This is a genomic window from Mesorhizobium sp. M0317, from assembly GCF_040321555.1.
Lineage (GTDB): Bacteria > Pseudomonadota > Alphaproteobacteria > Rhizobiales > Rhizobiaceae > Mesorhizobium.
The window spans coordinates 215,307-235,604 of record NZ_JAMYRV010000001.1 but is presented as its reverse complement, the minus strand read 5'-3'; the positions used below and the strand labels follow the sequence as shown (position 1 = coordinate 235,604).

General features: G+C 63.3%; 17 protein-coding genes. 8 read left to right on the top strand and 9 right to left on the bottom strand.

The features are described 5' to 3' along the window. Positions 1–2 precede the first annotated feature (2 nt). Positions 3–1,520 carry a Fe-S cluster assembly protein SufB gene (sufB, locus tag NKI88_RS01185; RefSeq protein ID WP_023706434.1) on the bottom strand — a complete coding sequence of 506 codons (1,518 nt, stop codon included), beginning with the start codon at positions 1,518–1,520 and terminating at the stop codon, positions 3–5. A 187-nt stretch (positions 1,521–1,707) separates the two neighbouring features. After that, positions 1,708–2,871 carry a cysteine desulfurase family protein gene (locus NKI88_RS01180; RefSeq protein ID WP_352653558.1) on the bottom strand — a complete coding sequence of 388 codons (1,164 nt, stop codon included), beginning with the start codon at positions 2,869–2,871 and terminating at the stop codon, positions 1,708–1,710. Between the two features lie 255 nt (positions 2,872–3,126). On the opposite strand from NKI88_RS01180, the gene NKI88_RS01175 reads away from it, so the two are divergent. Further along, positions 3,127–3,801, top strand: coding sequence for an alpha/beta hydrolase (locus tag NKI88_RS01175; protein WP_352653557.1), 675 nt, complete (start codon positions 3,127–3,129; stop codon positions 3,799–3,801). Here NKI88_RS01175 and NKI88_RS01170 read toward each other — a convergent pair. Continuing rightward, positions 3,798–4,013, bottom strand: coding sequence for a hypothetical protein (locus NKI88_RS01170; protein WP_352653556.1), 216 nt, complete (start codon positions 4,011–4,013; stop codon positions 3,798–3,800). The genes NKI88_RS01175 and NKI88_RS01170 overlap by 4 nt on opposite strands. On the opposite strand from NKI88_RS01170, the gene NKI88_RS01165 reads away from it, so the two are divergent. Further along, positions 4,012–4,659, top strand: coding sequence for an FMN-binding negative transcriptional regulator (locus tag NKI88_RS01165; RefSeq protein WP_023748557.1), 648 nt, complete (start codon positions 4,012–4,014; stop codon positions 4,657–4,659). The genes NKI88_RS01170 and NKI88_RS01165 overlap by 2 nt on opposite strands. Positions 4,660–4,697: 38 nt before the next feature. On the opposite strand, the gene NKI88_RS01160 is transcribed toward NKI88_RS01165, so the two are convergent. Genes NKI88_RS01160 through NKI88_RS01145 form a run of 4 tightly spaced genes read right to left on the bottom strand, consistent with a single transcriptional unit; the run spans position 4,698 to position 8,367 of the window. Next, complete coding sequence (locus NKI88_RS01160) at positions 4,698–5,594, bottom strand: phosphatase PAP2 family protein (protein ID WP_352653555.1); 897 nt, start codon at positions 5,592–5,594, stop codon at positions 4,698–4,700. Between the two features lie 30 nt (positions 5,595–5,624). Then, positions 5,625–7,268 (bottom strand): ArnT family glycosyltransferase, encoded by a 1,644-nt coding sequence (locus NKI88_RS01155; protein ID WP_352653554.1) that lies wholly within the window; start codon positions 7,266–7,268, stop codon positions 5,625–5,627. A gap of 39 nt (positions 7,269–7,307) precedes the next feature. Further along, positions 7,308–7,640: a lipid-A-disaccharide synthase N-terminal domain-containing protein gene (locus NKI88_RS01150; protein ID WP_023669132.1), complete on the bottom strand. Its 333-nt coding sequence runs from the start codon at positions 7,638–7,640 to the stop codon at positions 7,308–7,310. Next, positions 7,633–8,367, bottom strand: coding sequence for a glycosyltransferase family 2 protein (locus NKI88_RS01145; protein WP_352653553.1), 735 nt, complete (start codon positions 8,365–8,367; stop codon positions 7,633–7,635). The genes NKI88_RS01150 and NKI88_RS01145 overlap by 8 nt, the downstream gene beginning before the upstream one ends. 254 nt (positions 8,368–8,621) lie before the next feature. Here NKI88_RS01145 and tyrS point away from each other — a divergent pair, with 254 nt between their 5' ends. Continuing rightward, positions 8,622–9,875: a tyrosine--tRNA ligase gene (gene tyrS, locus NKI88_RS01140; protein WP_352653552.1), complete on the top strand. Its 1,254-nt coding sequence runs from the start codon at positions 8,622–8,624 to the stop codon at positions 9,873–9,875. A 17-nt stretch (positions 9,876–9,892) separates the two neighbouring features. On the opposite strand, the gene NKI88_RS01135 is transcribed toward tyrS, so the two are convergent. After that, a complete protein-coding gene (locus NKI88_RS01135; RefSeq protein WP_352653551.1) occupies positions 9,893–13,279 on the bottom strand; it encodes a YhdP family protein in 3,387 nt (1,128 codons plus the stop codon). 162 nt (positions 13,280–13,441) lie between these two features. Between NKI88_RS01135 and NKI88_RS01130 the strand changes: the two genes are divergently transcribed. Together NKI88_RS01130 and NKI88_RS01125 are read left to right on the top strand one after the other, a co-directional pair. Further along, positions 13,442–13,909 carry a peroxiredoxin gene (locus tag NKI88_RS01130; RefSeq protein ID WP_023697549.1) on the top strand — a complete coding sequence of 156 codons (468 nt, stop codon included), beginning with the start codon at positions 13,442–13,444 and terminating at the stop codon, positions 13,907–13,909. A 164-nt stretch (positions 13,910–14,073) separates the two neighbouring features. Further along, positions 14,074–15,357 carry a peptidoglycan DD-metalloendopeptidase family protein gene (locus NKI88_RS01125; protein WP_352653550.1) on the top strand — a complete coding sequence of 428 codons (1,284 nt, stop codon included), beginning with the start codon at positions 14,074–14,076 and terminating at the stop codon, positions 15,355–15,357. A 419-nt stretch (positions 15,358–15,776) separates the two neighbouring features. Here the strand turns inward: NKI88_RS01125 and NKI88_RS01120 are convergent, their stop codons facing one another. After that, positions 15,777–16,958 (bottom strand): M24 family metallopeptidase, encoded by a 1,182-nt coding sequence (locus tag NKI88_RS01120; protein WP_023743156.1) that lies wholly within the window; start codon positions 16,956–16,958, stop codon positions 15,777–15,779. 211 nt (positions 16,959–17,169) lie between these two features. Here NKI88_RS01120 and NKI88_RS01115 point away from each other — a divergent pair, with 211 nt between their 5' ends. From NKI88_RS01115 to NKI88_RS01105, 3 genes are read left to right on the top strand one after another with little or no spacing between them, the layout of a single operon-like run. Continuing rightward, positions 17,170–18,336, top strand: coding sequence for an ROK family transcriptional regulator (locus NKI88_RS01115; protein WP_352653549.1), 1,167 nt, complete (start codon positions 17,170–17,172; stop codon positions 18,334–18,336). Continuing rightward, the gene (locus tag NKI88_RS01110) at positions 18,333–19,097 is read left to right on the top strand and encodes an ATP-binding cassette domain-containing protein (RefSeq protein ID WP_023669142.1); all 765 of its coding nucleotides are present in this window, start codon (positions 18,333–18,335) and stop codon (positions 19,095–19,097) included. Before NKI88_RS01115 ends, NKI88_RS01110 begins: the two co-directional genes overlap by 4 nt. Positions 19,098–19,138: 41 nt before the next feature. Further along, complete coding sequence (locus NKI88_RS01105; protein ID WP_023684845.1) at positions 19,139–20,179, top strand: sugar ABC transporter substrate-binding protein; 1,041 nt, start codon at positions 19,139–19,141, stop codon at positions 20,177–20,179. The last annotated feature ends 119 nt before the right edge of the window (positions 20,180–20,298 follow it).

Genomic DNA, 20,298 nt, shown 5'->3' with positions numbered 1-20,298 from the left:
GGTCAGCCGACCGAGCCCTCGAGGCTGATGCCGATAAGCTTCTGCGCTTCGACCGCGAACTCCATCGGCAGCTGCTGGATAACATCCTTGACGAAGCCGTTGACGATCAGCGCGATCGCCTCCTCTTCCGGGATGCCGCGCTGCATGACGTAGAACTTCTGGTCCTCGGAAATCTTCGACGTCGTCGCCTCATGCTCGAACTGCGCCGTCGAGTTCTTGGCTTCCATGTAGGGCACGGTGTGGGCGCCGCACTGGTCGCCGATCAGGAGACTATCGCAATTGGTGAAGTTGCGGGCGTTGGTTGCCTTGCGGTGCGCCGAAACCTGGCCGCGATAGGTGTTCTGCGAGAAGCCGGCGGCGATGCCCTTGGAGATGATGCGGCTCGACGTGTTCTTGCCGAGATGGATCATCTTGGTGCCGCTGTCGACCTGCTGGTAGCCGTTCGACACGGCGATCGAATAGAACTCGCCGGAGGAATCGTCGCCGCGCAGGATACAGCTCGGATATTTCCAGGTGATCGCCGAACCGGTCTCGACCTGCGTCCACGAGATCTTCGAACGGTGGCCGCGGCAGTCGCCGCGCTTGGTGACGAAATTGTAGATGCCGCCCTTGCCCTCGGCATCGCCGGGGTACCAGTTCTGCACCGTCGAATATTTGATCTCGGCATCGTCGAGCGCCACCAGTTCGACGACGGCGGCATGCAGCTGGTTCTCGTCGCGCTGCGGCGCCGTGCAGCCTTCGAGATAGGAGACGTAAGCCCCCTCCTCGGCGATGATCAGCGTGCGCTCGAACTGGCCTGTGTTCTTCTCGTTCATGCGGAAATAGGTCGACAGCTCCATCGGGCAGCGCACGCCCTTGGGCACGAAGACGAACGAGCCATCGGTGAAGACAGCCGAATTCAGCGTGGCGTAGAAATTGTCGGAGGTCGGCACGACCGAGCCGAGATATTTCTGGACCAGCTCCGGATGCTCGCGGATGGCCTCCGAGATCGAGCAGAAGATGACGCCGGCCTGCGCCAGCTCCTTCTTGAACGTGGTGACGACGGAAACGGAATCGAACACCGCGTCGACCGCGACACGGCCCGATTTGTAGACGTTGTCGCTGGGCTCCTCGAGATCGGAGACGTCGGTCTTCTGCACGCCGGCGAGGATTTCTTGTTCCCGCAGCGGAATGCCGAGCTTCTCGTAGACCTTCAACAGCTCGGGATCGACGTCGCTCAGCGAGGTCGGGCCGGGCGTGCTCTTGGGCGCCGCGTAGTAATAGAGGTCCTGAAAATCGATCTTCGGATAATGGACGCGCGCCCAGGTCGGCTCTTCCAGCGTCAGCCAGCGCCGATAGGCTTCCAGACGCCATTCCAGCATCCAGGACGGTTCATCCTTCTTGGCCGAGATGAAGCGAATAATGTCTTCGCTCAGGCCCTTGGGGGCCTTGTCCATCGCGATCTCTGTCTGGAATCCGTATTTGTACTGGTCGACGTCGATCTTTCGGACCCGATCGATCGTGTCCTGCACAGCAGGCATAAGCGTTCTCCATCCACGCCGGGGTCAAGGCCCGACAGTTTTCAAACTATGGCATCGCCGAGGGCTGCCCATGAGGCGCCGAAGGCGGCGTAAGTTTCATATAGTGCGTCTCGGCCGGGAATTCACCCGGCCACTTGCAAACGCACGGCTCTACCAGGCCGCGAGGCCTGAATTCTTTGTCGCCGCCTCAGGCGGCTTGTTCCCTGCCCGCCCGGCGCTGGGCAATACCGGCCAGCGCAGCACGGAACAGTTCGATATCCCCGGCACTCGTTGCGTGGCCGATGGACACGCGCAAAGCGCCCAGGCTGTCGCCGTAACCCATGGCTTTCAACACATGGCTCGGCCCGACCTTGCCCGACGAACAGGCCGATCCCGCCGACAGCGCAACGCCAGCCAGATCGAAAGCGATCTGCGCCGTCTCGGCCTTGATGCCGGGAATAGCGAAGAATGTCGTATTGGCAAGCCTTGGCGCGCCGGTTCCGAAGATTTCTGCGTCCGGCACCAGTGTTTTGATGATGGTTTCGACCTCGCCGCGCCGGTGCGCGAGCGTATCGACATGGTTCAGTCCAGCCAAAGCCTGCCGCGCCGCGGCGCCAAAGCCGGCGATGGCCGCCAGGTTTTCGGTGCCGCCGCGATGGCCCTTTTCCTGGCCGCCGCCATTGATCAGCGGCTTCGGCATCATCAGATCGGCTGCCGCAACGACGGCGCCGACACCCTTGGGGCCGCCGATCTTGTGCGAAGACAGAATCAAATAGTCGGCGTAAGCCGCCGACATATCGATGGGACCACGGCCCGCAGCCTGCACCGCGTCGACCACCAGAATGCCGCCCGCCGCCTTGACGATTGCAGCGATTGCCTCGATCGGCTGGATGACGCCGGTCTCGTTGTTGGCGGCATGGATCGCGACCAACGGCAGGCCTTCGGCCTTGTCATGCGCGGCCAGAGCGGCTGTCAGCTGAGCGAGGTCGGCAATGCCATCGGCGTCGACGCCGATCCGCGAAACCTGTGTTGCCGGGAAGCGGCCGCCGTTCAACAGGCAAGGGTGGTCGGCCTCGCAGACATAGAGCTGGCTCATGCGCACCGTGCCACGGCCCATCCGCCAATCCGGTGTCAGCAGCGTCGATGCGGCTTCCGTCGCGCCGGAGGTGAAGACGACATGCTCGGCCTTGGCGCCGACAAGTGCTGCCACATCGCGCCGGGCAGTGTCGATCAGGCGCCGCGCCGCGCGCCCCTCGGCATGCACCGACGACGGATTGGCGACGAGATCGAGCGCGGCAATCATCGCCTCGCGCGCCTCGGCAATGAGCGGCGCGCTGGCATTGTAGTCGAGATAGGCGCGTGCTGCGGCCATTTTCACCCAATCGATCCCGTCAAGACCCTTTCCGCAAGGATAGCGCGTTATTTCCTTGAAATTGCAAGGCAAGACGTCCTATTTACGCGGCTTGCGGCGAGGATGGCCGGGCCGTCACGGCTGGCTATCCAGTTTTGAACAATTCTAAACTAGCTTCTAAGAAGACGCTTGCCCTGCGTCAAGGCCCGGAAGGGCTGGGGCTGGAGTAAGAATTGTTCCGGGCGCCGCGCATTCGTATGCCATTTGGAGTATTTCATGCCTGAGGTCATTTTCACCGGTCCGGCCGGCCGCCTGGAGGGCCGCTACCAGCCTTCCAAGGAAAAGAGCGCGCCGATTGCCATCGTGTTGCATCCGCACCCGCAATTCGGCGGCACGATGAACAACAAGATCATCTATGACCTCTTCTACATGTTCCAGAAGCGCGATTTCACCACGCTTCGCTTCAACTTCCGCGGCATCGGCCGCAGCCAGGGCGAATTCGACCACGGCACCGGCGAATTGTCGGATGCCGCCGCAGCGCTCGACTGGGTGCAGTCGCTGCATCCGGATTCCAAGAGCTGCTGGGTGGCCGGTTATTCCTTCGGCTCCTGGATCGGCATGCAGCTTCTGATGCGCCGGCCCGAGATCGAGGGCTTCATCTCGATCGCGCCGCAGCCAAACACCTATGATTTCTCGTTCCTGGCGCCCTGCCCGTCATCGGGTCTGATCATCCATGGCGATGCCGACAAAGTGGCGCCGCCCAAGGATGTGCAGGGCCTGGTCGACAAGCTGCACACGCAAAAGGGCATCACCATCACGCAGAAGACCTTGCCAGGCGCCAACCACTTCTTCGCCAAAGACGCCGATCTGCTGCTCGAGGAATGCGCCGACTATCTCGACCGGCGGCTGGCCGGCGAATTGTCCGATCCGCGGCCGAAGCGGCTGCGCTAAGAGCATTCCAGGAAAAGTGTAAACGGGTTTTCCGTCCGGAATTGCGTCAAAACAAAAACTCCCGGTCCGATGCCGTGCACAGTCGTGCCCATCATGGGCGCGACAATGCCATTTCGGCTGATCCAAACGGTGAAGCCAGCCTGACATGTGGCGCGGCTCGGCTGAACGGTGCACAATGCCGGTTCAGCCAGCGGAAGAGCATGACCGATCATGTACCAGCCTCCCCATTTCCAGGAAACGCGGCCGGACGTCCTGCACGGGCTGATCCGGACGCATCCGCTGGGGTTGCTGATCTCCAACGGCGCCGATGGCCCGGTCGCTAATGCCATTCCCTTCCTGCTTGATGCCGAGGTTGGGCCGAATGGCCGGCTGCGCGCCCATCTGGCCAGGGCCAACCCGCAATGGCGTCAGCTGGCCGACGATCCGACATCGCCGGTGCTGGTCGTCTTCCAGGGCGCCGACGCCTACGTGACGCCGTCCTGGTACGAGACCAAGCGCGAGACCGGCAAGGTCGTGCCGACCTGGAACTACGCCATTGTCCAGGTGCGAGGAACCGTCAGAGTGATCGAGGATTCCGCCTGGATCGCACAGCAGATCACCGAGTTGACGCTGTCACAGGAAGGCGCCCGCGAGGCACCCTGGGCGGTGACCGATGCGCCGCCGACCTTCATCCAGTCGCAGATCAAGGGCATCATCGGGCTTGAGATCGAGATCGCCGAAATCAGCGGCAAGTGGAAAGTCAGCCAGAACCGGCCCGTCGCCGACCGCGTCGGTGTCGCCGAAGGGCTGGAGAAGGAAGCCGCCGGCGCGCCTGACATGGCTCGGCTGGTGCGGAGTTGGGGTGGCATCGACAGCTAGCTGGGGTGGTCTTAGATGGTTCCAAAGGCGTCAGCAATTCAGTTGCTTGCCGGCGCTGCTCCAATGCCGAAATTCGTCTGTCTCGGCGCATCGTTTTGGTTTGGTTTGCGAGCCCGACGGAATAGGCGGAACGTAGTTTTTGCCACCGGCAACCCCGACGCCGTGTAGCGGAAGATACATCCCAGCCGGCCAAGCACCATCGCGCAGACGATGGCAACAGCACAGCCAAGGCCGAAGCCGGCGACAGTGTCGCTCGGATAGTGCGCGCCGATAAAGATCCGGGTCGATGCGACCGACAAGGTTGCAGCCAGCAGCACCCATCTGCGCTGGGGCAACAACAGCAGCGCAATGCCGAAAATGACACCCATGGTCGTGGCATGGCCGGACGGGAAGCTGGCAAAGCGCGCCTCCATGGAAAAAGGATGCAGCGACAGATCGCCGAGCTTGTCGAAATTCATTGGCCTGGCTCTGCCCACGCCATATTTCAGCGCGTTGACGACCATGGCCGAGAGCCCGATCGAACCCAGCACCATGAAGGCAAAGCAGGTCCAGTTGTAGAAGGTCATCCGCGCGCGCCGGGAAAGGCTGCGCCAATCCGTCAGATTCGCGGCAATCAGCACCAGTACCGACGGGACAAGATACCAGCCGCCGAGGCCGAAGAAGGTAAAAAACTCGGCGATGCGAAAGACATTGGTCGAGCCTGAAGCCCACTGCCTCGCCATGGTCCCTGCAAGATGGTCGAAACGGAGCGACACCGCGATCGTCAGCAAAAGCCAGGCCACGACCCAGACCGACCACAGGATTTTCGGGTAGCGCGCCGGGCGCGTCGCCAGGCGATGCCGTACAATCCCGAAAGTATCACGGAAATTAGCGACAGACTGCCGGAGCATGGCAGGCAAAGCGGCACGCGCCGGCTTTGGCGACTTCATCAACATGCGGAGCTCGGCGCCATCATTGAAGAGGTATCAGTTCGCCACACGGTACAGGCCGAGCGACAGTTTATCACCTGACGAATAGTTGATGCCGTCGATTTCAGCGACGCGGCTGGCCTTCTTGCCTTGCCCCGCCAGCAGGTCATCCAGCCGTTTTTCATCACCGACCGGCGCCAGGCCCAGCGCGCAGGCCGGATCGCCAAGCAGATGTTGCGCAACCCCGTCGACATCGGTCAGTACCGTCTTTGTGCCCACCAGAAATACCAGGCTCGGTTCGTGATATTGCGCGGAGGCGAGCACGCTCATCTCACAGGGACGATCGGCGCGAACCGCAGCCTCGATTTCCCGGCTCATCCAAATCGGTTTCAGTGACGGCACGATGACACCGAACAGCAGGGCGTAGGTTATACCGGCGCAAACCGCAGCCCCGCCGATGCGGACCAGCGGCACCAGCGCCTGGCGCGAAACAGCGAGGTAGCCGGCGCCCAATGCTGCCGCGGCGGCCGGAACGCTCCACCATAACAATGTCTTCATGAGATAGATCGGCGCACCGACGCAAAGCACGGCGAGACCGACTGTCACCAGAACGGTGCCGAATGCGGTCGCCCACCACAGCCATGTCTGCCAGCGCCTGAGCGGCGCATTTGCCTCTTGCGGCGTCAGCGTCAAAAGCCAGCCGATGAGCAGGGCCATGCCGGGATAGGCCGGCAGCACATAATGCGGCAGTTTCGTCGGGATCAATTCGAAGACGAGCCAGAACGGAACGTACCAGGCGAGGCAGAAACGCAGGCGCGGATCGTCGCGCAATCGGTTGAGCGCCTGCAGTCCGGCGCCGAGCGCCACAAGGCCGAACGGCCACATGAACAGGCAATAGGTCAGCACGTAGAAGCCCGGCGGAACGCCGTGCGACTCCTCGCCTTGCGCGACCTTGCCGAGCATATCCTTGCCGACGGCCTGCTGCAGGAAGGCGCCGTTGCTCTTCCAGGTGATGAGGGCGAGCCAAGGCAGCACGATCAACAGCACCAGAATCAGCCCACGCCCGGCTTTCAGCCTCGCCAGCCAGCGGCAGTCGCGCTCGAAAGCAACCAGCGTGAGCACCGTCAGCGCCGACAGCAGCGGTGCAATCGGCCCCTTGATGAGGATAGCTGCGCCCTGCGCAGCCCAGAAAATCCACGGCAGATGGCCGGCGACAGGCTCGTTGCGGCGCGATGCCAGATAAATCTTCGCCAGCGCGCCTTGCGCCAGAACGCAGCAGGCAAGCAGCATCGCGTCGGTCTTGGCGTCACGGCCTTCGAAGGCGGTGGCGAAAATCGCCGCCATGACGAGGCCGGCGGCAAGACCGGCATTGGCGCCGAACAGATTGGCCCCGGTCCAGGCGATTGCGACGACGGCGATGGCGATGCCCAGCGCCGAGACCAGCCGGTAGATCCAGATCGGCGCCTGTGCCCCCTCGCCGCTCAGCGTCACCGCGGCCGATTGCAGCCAGTAGATGCCGATCGGCTTCTGGTAGCGCGACGCGTCCTGGAAGCGGATGTCGACATAGTCGCCGGTCTCCGTCATCTGCTTGGTCGCCTGGACGAAGCGCGGCTCGTCGCGGTCGAGCGGCGGCATAGAGGCCAGTCCCGACGACGTCATCATCAGGCTGAACAGGAAGAGAAAGATGTAGTTCCTGCTCATTTCGACACCGGACAGACTGAATTTGGCGGGACTGGTGGCTCAGTCGACCTTGGTCATCGCCGCCTTGCGCTCATTGGCGATGAGCCATAAATTTCTGACGTAGATCACCATGCCCATGGCCTGGCCGGCGATGAACACCGGATCCTCACGCTGGATGGCGTAGACGAGCAGCAGCCCGCCGCCGAACAGCGAGAAGAACCAGAAAGCGATCGGCACGACGCTGCGCTTGGCCTTTTCCGAAGCGATCCACTGCACCAAGAAGCGCATGGTGAAGAAGAACTGGGCAACGAAGCCGAGCAGAACCCAGGCGTCGAACTGCTTGACGAAAACCTGGTGCAGCCAGGTCGCCAATTCCTGAAACACGTTAGCCATGCGTGATTTCCTCTACCTTTGGCATTCTGCGGCGCCGGCGCCGAAGCCACCAGACGCCGGCGAGATCGAGCGCGCCCTGCAGGCCGCGATCGAAGATGCCGTAATTCGACTTGCCGTGGCGGCGGGAGCGGTCGACGACGTCGCAACGGACGACGCGGTAGCCTTCCTGGATGACAAGCGCCGGAACGAAACGATGCGTACCGTCGAAAAACGGCAGTTTGCGCAAGATATCGGTGTGGATCGCCTTCAAGCCGCAGCCAGTGTCGCGGGTGTCGTCATGCAGGATCGCGCCGCGCAGCCAGTTGGCGAAACGCGATGCCAATTGCTTGATCTTGCTGTCGCGGCGCTTCAACCGCTGCCCCTGCGCGGCGCCGAAATCGGGCCCTGCCCGACGCAGCGCATCGACCAGCACGGGGATATATTGCGGGTCGTTCTGGCCGTCGCCGTCGATGGTGGCGATTACCGAGCCGCGCGCCGCCCAGGCGCCCGAGCGCACCGAAAGCGACTGGCCGGCGGATTTTTCGTGCCGAAGCTGCCGAAGCGGAAACGGACGTGTGGCGGCTTCAGCGGCAAGCACCGAAGCGGTGTCGTCAGTCGAACCGTCATTGACAACGATGATTTCGAAGTCGCGCCCGGTCATCGCCGCCTCGATCTCGTCGATCAGCAGCGGCAGGTTCGCCGCCTCGTTGCGGCAGGGAATGACGATGGATATCAATGCGTCCGGCATATCGCGTCGGGCTCTGTCACAAGATATGGCATTCGGTGGATGCCGTGCGGTGCCGTTCCAGCGGATCGAACCCGTTGGCGCGGCGCCTCATTACGCCAGCCGACAGGATGAAGCAAGCATGCGCGGCAGTGCAGAATAGGCTGTCCATGCCGGCGCAAAATCGGAAACCACTTTTGCTTGACGCGCTTGGATGCTAAACGCCCGCGTTCAGGCCATGCCGGGCCGTTCGGACCCGGCGCTTTCAGGAAGAAACAATGCCCGCCTTCAAGTCCGATTTCCTGCGCGTCATGAGCGAGCGCGGCTTCATCCACCAGATTTCGGATGAGACCGGGCTGGATCAACTTTTCGCGAAGGAAACCGTAACCGCCTATGTCGGCTACGACGCCACGGCGACCAGCCTGCACATCGGCAATCTGATATCGGCGACCATGCTCTACTGGATGCAGGAGACCGGCCACCGGCCGATCGCACTGATGGGCGGCGGCACCTCGATGATCGGCGACCCGTCCTTCCGTGACGACCAGCGCAGCCTTTTGACGCCCGAGGCGATCGCCACCAACATCGAAGGCATCAAGCGAATTTTTGGCCGCATCCTGCGCTTCGGCGACACCGGCAATGACGCCATCATGGTCAACAATGCCGACTGGCTGATGAAGCTCAACTACGTCGAGTTCCTGCGCGATGTCGGCCGCCACTTTTCGGTCAACCGGATGCTGACCTTCGACAGTGTCAGGCTGCGGCTCGAGCGCGAACAGTCGCTGTCCTTCCTCGAATTCAACTACATGATCCTGCAGGGCTATGATTTCGTCGAGCTCAGCCGCCGCCACGACTGCCGGCTGCAGATGGGCGGTTCGGACCAGTGGGGCAACATCATCAACGGCGTCGATCTCGGCCACCGCATGGGCACGCCGCAGCTTTATGCGCTGACCACGCCGCTGCTGACGACATCGTCGGGCGCCAAGATGGGCAAATCGGCCAAGGGCGCGGTGTGGCTGAACGGCGATCTCTTCTCGCCCTATGATTTCTGGCAGTACTGGCGCAACACCGAGGATGCCGACGTCGAGCGCTTCCTGAAGATCTTCACCCGGCTGCCGCTGTCGGAGATCGCGCGGCTGGCAGCCCTTGGCGGCTCGGAGATCAACGAGGCCAAGAAGGTGCTGGCCACCGAAACCACGGCCATCGTGCACGGCCGCGAGGCGGCGCTCGCCGCCGAGGAAACCGCGCGCAAGACGTTCGAGGAAGGCGTGACGGCCGAAACCCTGCCGAGCGTCGAGGTGGATGGCGCGGCGCTGGAAGCTGGCATCGGCATCCTGTCGCTGCTGGTCACCGCGGGCCTTGCCGGGTCCAACGGCGAGGCAAGGCGTCACATACAGGGTGGCGCCGTGCGCCTCAACGACCAGCCGGTTTCGGACGACCGGCGGATGGTGACGCCTCAGGATTTGAGTCCGGAAAACGTCGCAAAGCTTTCAGTGGGCAAGAAAAAACACGTTCTGGTGCGGCCGGTCTGAGCCGTCTTCTGGGATCCTCAACGATATTCGAAGATCGAGCGGAAAATGCCCGGCGCGATCACCGATAGCGGGTTGATGTCCAGCACCGGCTTGTTGGCGTTGCCCTTAAGCCGGTAGGTGACGCCGATCAGCCCGCGGTCGCGGCCATTGCCGAGCAGCGCGCCGACCAGCGGCAACTCGCCAAAGATGCGATTGAGGCCATAGGCCGGCATGAAGGTGCCGGTCATGTCCATATTGTTGTTCTGGTCGTAGAGCGTGCCCTGGAAGGTGGTGCCGATGCGCGGGCCGCGCAGCACGCCATTGGCCAGCTTCAAATAGCCGCTGCCCTTGTCGATCTCGGTAAAGCCGCGCTCGAATTTTACCCGCGAAGTGTCGATCTTGCCCTTGACCGCTTCGTTCAGGCTGCGGCTGTCACCGGTTGGCGTGGTCGAGACGATCGAGGCGAGCTTGGGTTCATTGACGATGAAGAAGTTGCTCGAATCGACCTGTCCCCGCATCGGCCCGTCGGCCGCGCCGCTGAGCGCCAGCGTGATCGACCCGCCTTCCATATGCTCGTAGATGTTGAGGAAGCGCAATATGGCGCCTGCGTCGGCCGACTTCATGGTGAGCGCGCGAGCACCATTGCCTGCCGTATTGCTGATGGTGATGGCGGCGCCGGAACTTGCCGCGGCGCTGACCTTGAGCCTGTTCACCCTGGAGCCGGCGGCACTGTAGTCGAGCTTCAAATTGGACAGGACCTCGTCATGGAACCCGGTTAGCGAATTGACATCGGCGCTGACCGAAACCGCGTCCGTGCCGGTGGTTTTGGTGGCGGTGTCGACATCGGAGGTGAACTGCTTGATCAGCGAGCGGGCATCGAGCGCGTTGCCGCTGACGTCGACGGCAAAGCCCTTGCCTGACCGCTTCACCGTCACGGCGACATCGTCGCCCCGGTTCAAGGCGACTTTGCTGAAGCGGGCCGACGACAGCGCGCCCTTGACCACGACGACATTGCCTTCGACCGAAAAGCTCTTTCCGTCGAGGTCGAAGTCGGACAGCGTCGTGGTATCGCCGGACTTGGTCATGGTAAAAGTGGCATTGGCGGCAATGCCCGGCCCCTTGCTCCAGCCTGCCCAGGGAATGTCCAGCCTGGCGCTCGTCAGGTCAACGTCGACGTTCTGGCTGCCGCCTTCGCCGCTCTTGTCGATTGCCACCTTGATGGTGCCGGAAATCAGCGGCGACAGGCCAGGCATGGCGATGGCGCGCGTCTTGTCGTCGAGCACAAGCGCCACCTTGCGGCTGCGCGGCGGCCCGCCATCCCTGAGCGGCTCAACCAGATCGAGCTCGGCTGGAATGCCGTTCAGCCGCGCCTTGGCAGAGATCACCGCCTTGCCGGGCCCGACTTCGATCGAGCCGTCAGCATCGGTCACCATCTGGCCTTCGAACGACTTGGCGAGCGACAGGTCCTTGTAGTCGAGCGATACCAGCCAATCGAGCTTCGACGTGTCGACGCCGGATTGCAACGGAATGTCGGCCTTGACGTGGCCGGTCACCGTGCCCGACAGGTCGTCCGGCAAGATGCCGACATGGCGCATGGCGTTGATCGGTTCGTAGGAGGCAAGTTCGGCGATGGCCGGCGCCTCGCCGGCGACGTCGATGTCGAGCGCGCCGATCACCGGCGGGTGGTTTGCCGCCTTTACCGACAGTGTGCCATTGCTTGCCGCCACGGTGCGGCCGCTCGGCATGTAGACGCTGCCGGAGGACAGCGCGACGTCGACATCGTTGCCGTGGAAGGAAACGACGCCGACGGCATCGCGTATCGGCGGAATGCGGCCGGCGGTGTCGAAACGCGAGCCCTCGACCTGGAAGCGGCCGAACACCTCGTTGGCCGAAAGCGGCACGCCGTTGCCGAGACGCCCCGGCACGACCTGGAACTGCAGGCTGGCATCGACGACGCGGCCGCCAAACAGGTTCTGCAGCACCCACAGCCGCGCGTTCTTGGCCGAGAACCAGGGCCACAATTGCTTGACGTGCGAGACCGCCATGTCGTGGACGTTGAGCGACACCGAGATACCCGGCGGTCCGTTGTCGATGAAGGAAACCGCAGCGGTTCCCAGCACTTCGCTCCCCGATCCCGACCTGATGCCGATCTGGTCGGCGACAAGCTTGCGGCTCTTGACCTGATAGACGCCGGCGATGCGAGCGAAGAAATTCAGCGCCGGCTCGGGCGATTCCGAAGGCGCCAGCGTCGAGCCGTCGCTGGTCAGGTCGTAACGATAGGAAGGCTCCTCGCCGGCCGCGCCGGTCGACGGCTTTGGCCCGATCGAGCCGGCGAAATTGAACGCCGAGCGCCCGGTCTTTAGAACCAGCCTGCCGACATCGATCTTGTTGGAGCCGGAGACGAGGGCGGCGTCGACATCGACATCGGCCGGCAACAGCCCGCGTGTGCCGAGGTCGAGCACCGAGCCGGTTAGCGACAGCGAGCCCGTCAGCCGCGAATCGGTCTCGCCCGAGCCTTCGGATCCGGTGAGCTTCAAAGCAATCGCGCCGGTTCGCCCGCCGGCCGCCGGCGTTGTCTCCGCGACATCCGCCATGTCGATGGCGGCGTTCAAGGCGGTGACGCGCATCGAGCTCGTATCGCGGGTGGCGGTGGCCGTGACGGTGAGCGCGCGGCCATCGACATCCGCCTCGGACGAGAACTCCACGCTGCCGGGGCCCGACTGCAGCACCGTCGCGTTGGCGATCATGACCAGCTTGACCGATCCGGCCTCGGGCAGCTCGAATGCGACATTTTTGAGATCGATGCGGCGCATCGAATCCTCGCGCACGGCATCGAGTGCACGATTGACGTCACTGAAGACGGCGGCGGCCAGTTTTTCCGGATCGATGAGACCGTCTTGATTGCGCAGGCGCGCTGTCCAGTCACCACCCGACGGCATTGCCGCGGTGACGATATGGGCGTCGGAAATCCTGGCGCTGGTCAGCCGAACCTCGCCCGAAAGCAGCGGGATCAGCCGGATGCCGAAGCGGACGCGCCCGGCATCGGCCATCGGCTTGCCGTCGGCCGTCTCGACGCTGACATCCTTGACCTGCAGCGCAATGAAGCTCGATCCGTCAAGTGTCAGGCTGGCAGGACCGACGGCGACTTTGACGTCGAAACCGGCCAGTTTCTCGATCGCCGTTTCGGCTTCCAACCGCAGCCGTTCGTTGCCGATGCCGGTGGCGCCGATGACGTAGACGGCGGCCGCTGCCAGCAGCACAAGGGCTCCAATGCCGGCAAACAGCCGGGCAAGGATGCGAAAGCCGCGGCCGATCCGTGCCTTGCCGAGCGGCGGCACGCGGCAAGCGGACGGGAAAGCCCCCAGGTCGGTGATCTCGTCACGCCTGAACCGGATTTTCTCGTGCTGCGGTTCTTCCTGATCCACGCAATTTTCCGTTGTGCGAATTCGATCGTGGACGAATCCCCGCCCGACACTATAACGACGCAGGCTAGAGCATGATGCCGAAAAGTGTGAGGCGGTTTTCGGACGACATCATGCTCTATCTCTTTGATTTAGGGCCGCGTAACCTCAAACAAGGGCATCGATATGGCTGATCTCGACGTTGGCGACGTTGCGCCGCAATTCGATCTTCCGCGCGACGGCGGCGGCTCACTCAGCCTTGCCTCGATGCGGGGGAAGCCCGTTGTACTTTATTTCTATCCGCAGGACGACACCACAAGTTGTACCAATGAGGCGATCAGCTTTTCGCAGCTGAAGCCGGAGTTCGAAAAGGCCGGCGCCGTGGTGATCGGCCTGTCGCCGGACAGCGTGAAGAAGCACGACAAGTTCAAAACCAAATACGATCTCACCGTCGACTTGGTTGCCGACGAGGAGCGCAAGGTGATCGAGGCCTACAATCTGTGGGTCGAGAAGACGATGTATGGCCGCAACTATATGGGCGTCGAGCGGGCGACGTTCCTGATCGGCAAGGACGGGCGGATCGCCGGGATCTGGCGCAAGGTCCGGGTGAAAGGCCATGCCGAAGCAGTGCTGGAGGCGGTCCGCGCGCTCTGAGGCGCCACCGATCTGGCCAACGCCGCGCAGTGCATTAGGGGCATAAGACATATATGCGGTTGGCTGACACCGTTGGTCACTAGCGCCCCCGCGACGGCAAAACTTTGTTAACCCTAATAATGTGTAATCGGGCTTCGTTGGTGTCGTAACGAAAGCTTGGTCCCGTGAACCTAACCGGTCAGTCAGCGGTCTTCGGCAGGCGCAAGGAGCCGCATACGGTCATCATTGCGCGGGGCAATGAAATACGGCATTTCACCATCCGGCCGTGGCTCGTCGCCTTTCTCGGCTCGGCACTGGCGGCGATCGCCATCGGCTATCTCTTGGCGACCTCCTATCTCGTACTGCGCGACGATCTGATCGGCGCCACCACGGCCCGGCAGGCGCGCATGCAGCAGGCCTATGAAGATCGCATTTCCGCATTGCGCGCGCAGGTCGACCGCATCACCAGCCGACAGCTTCTCGACCAAAAACTGATGGAAACCAAGGTCAGCGAATTGATCGAGCGGCAGAGCCAGCTCAGCCAGCGCCATGGCCGCCTCGGCTCGATTCTCGAGCGGGCCGAAAACGAAGTCGGGACGCTGCCAACCGCTGATGCCGCAGCGACAACAAAACCCGACGAACATGCCGAACTGACTGGCGGCGAGCCACTCGCCTTTTCGGTCGCCAGCCTTGGTTCGGGCGACACCAGGCCATTCTCGCTGTGGTCGACACGTTCCGATCCGCTGCCCAGCGAAACGGCTGCGGACCGCGCCGACAAATTGTTCGTATCGATCTATGATTCACTGAAGGCTATCGAGAGCCAGCAACTCACCCGCATCGAAACCCTGGCCGACAACGCCTACAAGAACGCCGATGCCATCACCCAGGCGCTGGAAGCGGCCGGTCTGCCGGTCGACAGTGATTTCGGCAAAAACGAAAGCGATGTCGGCGGACCGCTGATCCCGCTTGACAGCTCGATGATGTTCGACAGCAAGGTCAAGGAACTGGACGAGGCGCTGGATACGCTCGACCAGTTGAAGAAAGAGGCGCGGCGGCTGCCGCTCGCCAACCCGGCGCCGGGCCACTCCGTCACCAGCCCGTTCGGCGTGCGCACCGACCCCATCCTCGGCACCGCTGCCCTGCACTCGGGCATGGATTTCCGCGCGCCGGTCGGCATGGCGGCCAAGGTCACCGCGGCCGGAATCGTCACCAAGGCCGGCTGGAACGGCGGATATGGCCGCATGGTCGAGGTCGATCACGGCAACGGCTTTGCCACGCGCTACGGCCATCTGAGCGAGATCGACGTTGCCGTCGGCCAAAAACTCGCGGCCGGCGACATCATCGGCAAGACCGGCAGCAGCGGCCGCTCGACCGGCCCGCACCTGCACTACGAGGTCCGCCACAATGGCGAGGCCATCGACCCGCTGCGCTTCCTGACCGTCGGCAAGAAGGTCGAGCAGTATCTGTAGGGTCAAGCCAGGCGGCTGGTTGCTGCCCAACTTCTCCGCGCCCTGCCCGCTGGTTCCGGATCCAAGGTCGCACCAAGCGCGGACCCGTGCCGACAAAACTGTCCCTGGGCTGAGACCATGCACGGCCACTGCGAAGCCCATCGAGGCATGGGCGTCATGGCCACGGGCATGCATCACCCTTATCGCCACATTGCGATTGACGGCCTCCCGGAGCAATATCGACGGCCAGGCCGTAGCGGGCGACGTCGCGGATCTGATATCCCCTGCCCGGCCAGCATCGGCCTGAGATAAGCTCGCGTGCCAATCTCGCGGTTCGATAATTCGGGATGGCGGTGCAGATGACCGCGGATCTCGACCATCCGATCGAGAATTCCGGCATCGATGGCGGGGTCGCGGCACCGCCCGGTGCTGCGGGCCGGTCAGGATTTGACATGGATGTCTCGCGGGAATTTGGTTAGCGTCTCATGGCCGGTCTCGGTCACCAGAATGGTCTCGCTGATCTCGATGCCCCAGCCATCCATCCACATGCCAAGAATGGAGTGCACGACATTGCCGGGTTGCAGCGCGGTCTTGTCGCCGGGCCGCAGGCTGATCGTGTGCTCGCCCCAATCCGGGGGATAGGCGACGCCAATGGAGTAGCCGATGCGCGATTCCTTCTTCAGCCCGTAGCGCTGGATAACCTTGCGCCATGCGGCCTCGACCGCTTCGGCTGTGGTCCCCGGCCTGACCGCGTCGAGCACCGCATCCATGCCTTCGATCACCGCCTTTGCGGTGTCGGCGACACGGGCCGGCGTCTTGCCGAGCTGCATCGTTCGGGCGAGGCCGGCGGCATAGCGGCGGCAGACACCGGCAAGTTCGAGCGCAATCGTCTCGTCCTCTCCAAACCGCCGGTCGCTCCACATGATGTGCGGAGCCGATGCATTCTCGCCGCCGAGGATGGTCGGCGGCAGTGCCGTGATGTCGCCGGCGAAGTCCGCGCTGCCGGCGATCTGCGTCGCCTGGATCGCGGCAATCGCATCGCACTCGCGCACACCTGGCGCAATGACTTCGAAGGCCCGCGCAACAGCTGCTTCAGCCAAGGTCGACGCCTTGCGCAGGTAGGCAATTTCTGGAGCGGATTTCACGGCGCGGATCCAGTTCACCAGGAGATCGGCGTCGTGCCATTTCGCATTGGGCAGGCCGGCGACCAGCCGGGCATGCGCCTTCGGCGAGAAATAATAGGCTTCGAGCTCGATGCCGATATGTCTCGCGCCCCAGCCCTTGGCGACGATCCAGGCCGCTATCCAGTCCATCGGATGGCGATCGGCGCGCTGCACGTGGTCCTCGGGGAAGCCGACCACATTCTCCGGCTTCATCCAGGCCGTCAGCAAGCCGCCTGCCGCATCCATGGCGCGGCCGATCCAGACCGGCTCGGCCTCGTTTTCGATCGGGACCAGCACGACCTGCGGCGTGTAGAACGACCAGCCGTCATAGCCGGTGATGTAATGCTGGTTGGCGACATCGTTGACTACCAGCAGTTCCAGCCCACGCGCCGCCATCTCGGCGCGGATCTTCTTGAGCCGCCGCTGGTACTCATCGCGCGCAAAAGGCAATTCGATCATCGGTTTTCCTGCTGGATTGTTGGCCGGCGAGCCCCACGCCCGCCTGACGTCATTCACCATTGCGGTGGTTTCAGCCCGGCTGCAATCAGCCAGCGCGACGAATGGGACAGGTCCTGCACCGCGCCCGGGAACCGTCGCGAATTATTTTTGAATTCCATTTGACTGAATAAATTGCCTGTGCAAGTCTTGGCCTTCCTAAGGGGCGCGGGACATGGCACTGCGGGGGACCAATCAGGAGTTCGGGCGGCCTTACAACCGGCGCATCGTCCTGGAGTCCATCCGCCTTCACGGTCCCATCGCTCGCGGCGACATTGCCAACCGGGTCGGCCTCACCGTCCAGACCGTATCGACCATCGTTCGCGAACTCGAAGAGCATGGCTATGTGCTGTCGCTGCGCGAAGAGCCGCGCGGACGCGGACTGCCGCCGGCGACGCTCAGGATCAACCCCGAGGGCGGCTATGCTGTCGGCGTCCACCTCACCCCGCTGGGGATCGACGCGGCGCTCATCAATCTCAGCGGCGATGTCATCGAGAGCATGCATCGCGAGGCGCCGCATGCGACGCCCGACCATGCCTTCGAGCTGATCGGCGCGATGGTGCCCGAGCTGACCGCGCTGCGGCCCGGCGGACGCGTGCTCGGCATCGGCATGGCGCTGCCTGGACCGTTCGGCGTGGAGTCGATGAGCTTCGTCGGCCCGACGACCATGGCCGGCTGGAAGGATGTCGCGCTGCCGGAACGGCTGGCGGCGTCGACCGGGCTGCCGGCCTTCTTCGAAACCGACATGGCGGCGGCGGCCATGGGCGAACGGCTTTACGGTCTCGGCTCCGGTTATTCCGAATACTACTACCTCTATTTCGGCGTCGGCCTCGGCGGCGTCATCGTGCATGACGGCGCGGTGATGCGCGGCGCCTGGGGCAATGCCGGCGAAATCGGACACATCCCTGCCGTTCCGGGCGGCGAGCCTTGCCCATGCGGCAACAGCGGCTGCCTCGAACGGTATCTCTCGCTCGAAGCACGTCGCCGCCGCAACATCAGCGACGCCGCCTGGGTGGCCGAGATCGCGCCGATCTTCCGCAACGCCATCGTCACCATCGAGAATGTGTTCGACCCGGAAACCGTCATCCTCGGCGGGCTTGCGCCCACCGACCTGCTCGAAAAGCTGGTCGGCGCGGCGGGACAGCTTCCCAATTCGGTCTCGGCGCGGCGCGACCGCAAGACACCGCGCGTGACGGTGGCGACCGGCGGCAAGCATTCGGTGCTGCGCGGCGCTGCCGCATTGGCCGTTTCGGGCGTGCTGTCGCCGCGCTTCGGCCAGATGTTCATTGCCGAGCGCGAGCGCCGGTCCGACCTCATGCACAGCAAGGGAGTGGCGGCATGACCGAACCGCTGCTGGTACTCGAAAACGTCACCAAGAATTACGGCGCCATCCATGCGCTGAGGGGCATCAGCTTCTCGATCGGCAAGGGCGAAGTCGTGGCGCTGCTCGGTGACAACGGCGCCGGCAAGTCGACGCTGGTCAAGATCATTGCCGGCGGCCTCGAGCCGAGCTCCGGCCGCATGCTGTTCGAGGGCAAGGAGTTTCTGGCGAAGACGCCGGCCGAGGCCAAGGCTGCCGGCATCGAGACCGTCTACCAGGACCTGTCGCTCTGCACCAATGTCGACGTCGTCGCCAATTTCTTCATGGGCCGCGAAATCACCCGCAAGGTTCTCGGTGTCCCCATCCTCGACGAGCGCGCCATGGAGGCCGTCGTCGGCAAGGCGCTGGCCAGTGCCGGCACCCGCATTCCGTCGCTGCGCACCAATGTCGAGCATCTCTCGGGCGGCCAGCGCCAAGCCATCGAGCTCAACCGCTTCGTGCACTGGGGCGGCAAGCTGGTGCTGCTGGACGAGCCGTTCGCGGCACTCGGCGTCGAGCAGACCAGGCGCGGCCTCGAGATGATCCGCCAAGTGGCCAACCAGGGCATCGGCGTCGTGATCATCACCCACATCATGCAACAGGCCTTCCAGGTTGCCGACCGGATCGTGGTGATCCGGCAAGGCGTCGTGGCCGGCGATGTCGCACGCAACAAAACAAGTCCCGATGCGGTGATCAACATGATCACCGGTGAGACGCTTGCCGGTGCCGGACCGGCAGGTTGAGGGACAAAAGAGGGGTCCGGTATAAAAGAGGAGCGAACGACATGAAGCGAATACTTGTTCTTGTCTTCGGTATCCTGGCACTGGCTCTTGCCTCGCTCACGCCGGCAATGTCCCAGACCAAGGGCACCGTCTATTATATGGTCCCGACCCTGCTCGATGAATTCCAGACCGGCTCGGTGAGCGCGCTGGAGCTGTTCCTCAAGCAGGTCGGCTATGAGGTGAAAACACTCAACGCCGACAACAAGACCGACGCGCAGCAATCGCAGATGAACGACGTCATTGCGCTGAAGCCGGCGGCGATCATCCTGGCCGCCGTCGATTTCAACGCGCTGAAGCCGTCCATCGAAGCGGCGCGTGCAGCCGGCATCCCGGTGGTCGAGTTCGACCGCCAGATCACCTCGACCCCATCCGATTTCACCTCGGTGGCGGGCACGGTCGAGATCGGCTACGTCGCGGCCGAGCAGGCGCAAAAGCTTCTGACCGCCAAGAACGGTTCGGTGAAGGGCAAGATCCTGCAGGTGCTCGGCGATCCCGGCGATCCCTACACGCTCGACATCCAGAAGGGTTTCGAGGAGAAGTTGAAGGCGTTTCCTGACGTCAAGATCATCTCGCTGCCGGCCATGCAGTGGGAAGCCAGCAATGCCGGCACCATCGTTGCCGACCAGATGCTCGCCAACCCCGACATCGACCTGATCTTCAGCCATGCCGCGCATCTGTCGGTCGCTGCCGTCGCCTCGCTCGAGGCCGCCGGCAAGAAACCGGGCGACGTCATGCTGATGAGCTCGAACGGCGCTCCGGTCGGTCTCGACCTGATCCGCAAGGGCTGGCTCAATGTCGAAGTCGAGCAACCGCTCTATGCGCAGGCCGCGGCCGTGGCGATGTTCATGGACAAGATCGCCGGCAAGCAGGAAATCAAGCCTGGCGAGTATGACGTGCTCGGCTTGAAGTCGACCGTGACCAAGGAGAGCTGGGGCCCCAACATCAAGATCCCGGGCGCCGCCATCACCAAGGAAAACGTCGACAATCCGGCCTTCTGGGGCAACCAGAAGCCGCCGACGGACACGATCAAGTCTGTCGAATAGTCGCCTAGCGAAGCGCTCCGGGCCATCGCGGCCCGGAGCCTGCCCATTCACGACGCCGCGACCCAGGACGCCGTGGCGAACCTAAACCCGCGCCTGAACCCGACGAAATCGAGTTGATT

Excerpts from the sequence above, each read along its gene's own strand:
- sufB (WP_023706434.1), bottom strand. The coding sequence starts at position 1,520 with ATGCCTGCTGTGCAGGACACGATCGATCGGGTCCGAAAGATCGACGTC.
- NKI88_RS01180 (WP_352653558.1), bottom strand. The coding sequence starts at position 2,871 with ATGGCCGCAGCACGCGCCTATCTCGACTACAATGCCAGCGCGCCGCTC.
- NKI88_RS01175 (WP_352653557.1), top strand. The coding sequence starts at position 3,127 with ATGCCTGAGGTCATTTTCACCGGTCCGGCCGGCCGCCTGGAGGGCCGC.
- NKI88_RS01165 (WP_023748557.1), top strand. The coding sequence starts at position 4,012 with ATGTACCAGCCTCCCCATTTCCAGGAAACGCGGCCGGACGTCCTGCAC.
- NKI88_RS01170 (WP_352653556.1), bottom strand. The coding sequence starts at position 4,013 with ATGATCGGTCATGCTCTTCCGCTGGCTGAACCGGCATTGTGCACCGTT.
- NKI88_RS01160 (WP_352653555.1), bottom strand. The coding sequence starts at position 5,594 with ATGTTGATGAAGTCGCCAAAGCCGGCGCGTGCCGCTTTGCCTGCCATG.
- NKI88_RS01155 (WP_352653554.1), bottom strand. The coding sequence starts at position 7,268 with ATGAGCAGGAACTACATCTTTCTCTTCCTGTTCAGCCTGATGATGACG.
- NKI88_RS01150 (WP_023669132.1), bottom strand. The coding sequence starts at position 7,640 with ATGGCTAACGTGTTTCAGGAATTGGCGACCTGGCTGCACCAGGTTTTC.
- NKI88_RS01145 (WP_352653553.1), bottom strand. The coding sequence starts at position 8,367 with ATGCCGGACGCATTGATATCCATCGTCATTCCCTGCCGCAACGAGGCG.
- tyrS (WP_352653552.1), top strand. The coding sequence starts at position 8,622 with ATGCCCGCCTTCAAGTCCGATTTCCTGCGCGTCATGAGCGAGCGCGGC.
- NKI88_RS01130 (WP_023697549.1), top strand. The coding sequence starts at position 13,442 with ATGGCTGATCTCGACGTTGGCGACGTTGCGCCGCAATTCGATCTTCCG.
- NKI88_RS01120 (WP_023743156.1), bottom strand. The coding sequence starts at position 16,958 with ATGATCGAATTGCCTTTTGCGCGCGATGAGTACCAGCGGCGGCTCAAG.
- NKI88_RS01115 (WP_352653549.1), top strand. The coding sequence starts at position 17,170 with ATGGCACTGCGGGGGACCAATCAGGAGTTCGGGCGGCCTTACAACCGG.
- NKI88_RS01110 (WP_023669142.1), top strand. The coding sequence starts at position 18,333 with ATGACCGAACCGCTGCTGGTACTCGAAAACGTCACCAAGAATTACGGC.
- NKI88_RS01105 (WP_023684845.1), top strand. The coding sequence starts at position 19,139 with ATGAAGCGAATACTTGTTCTTGTCTTCGGTATCCTGGCACTGGCTCTT.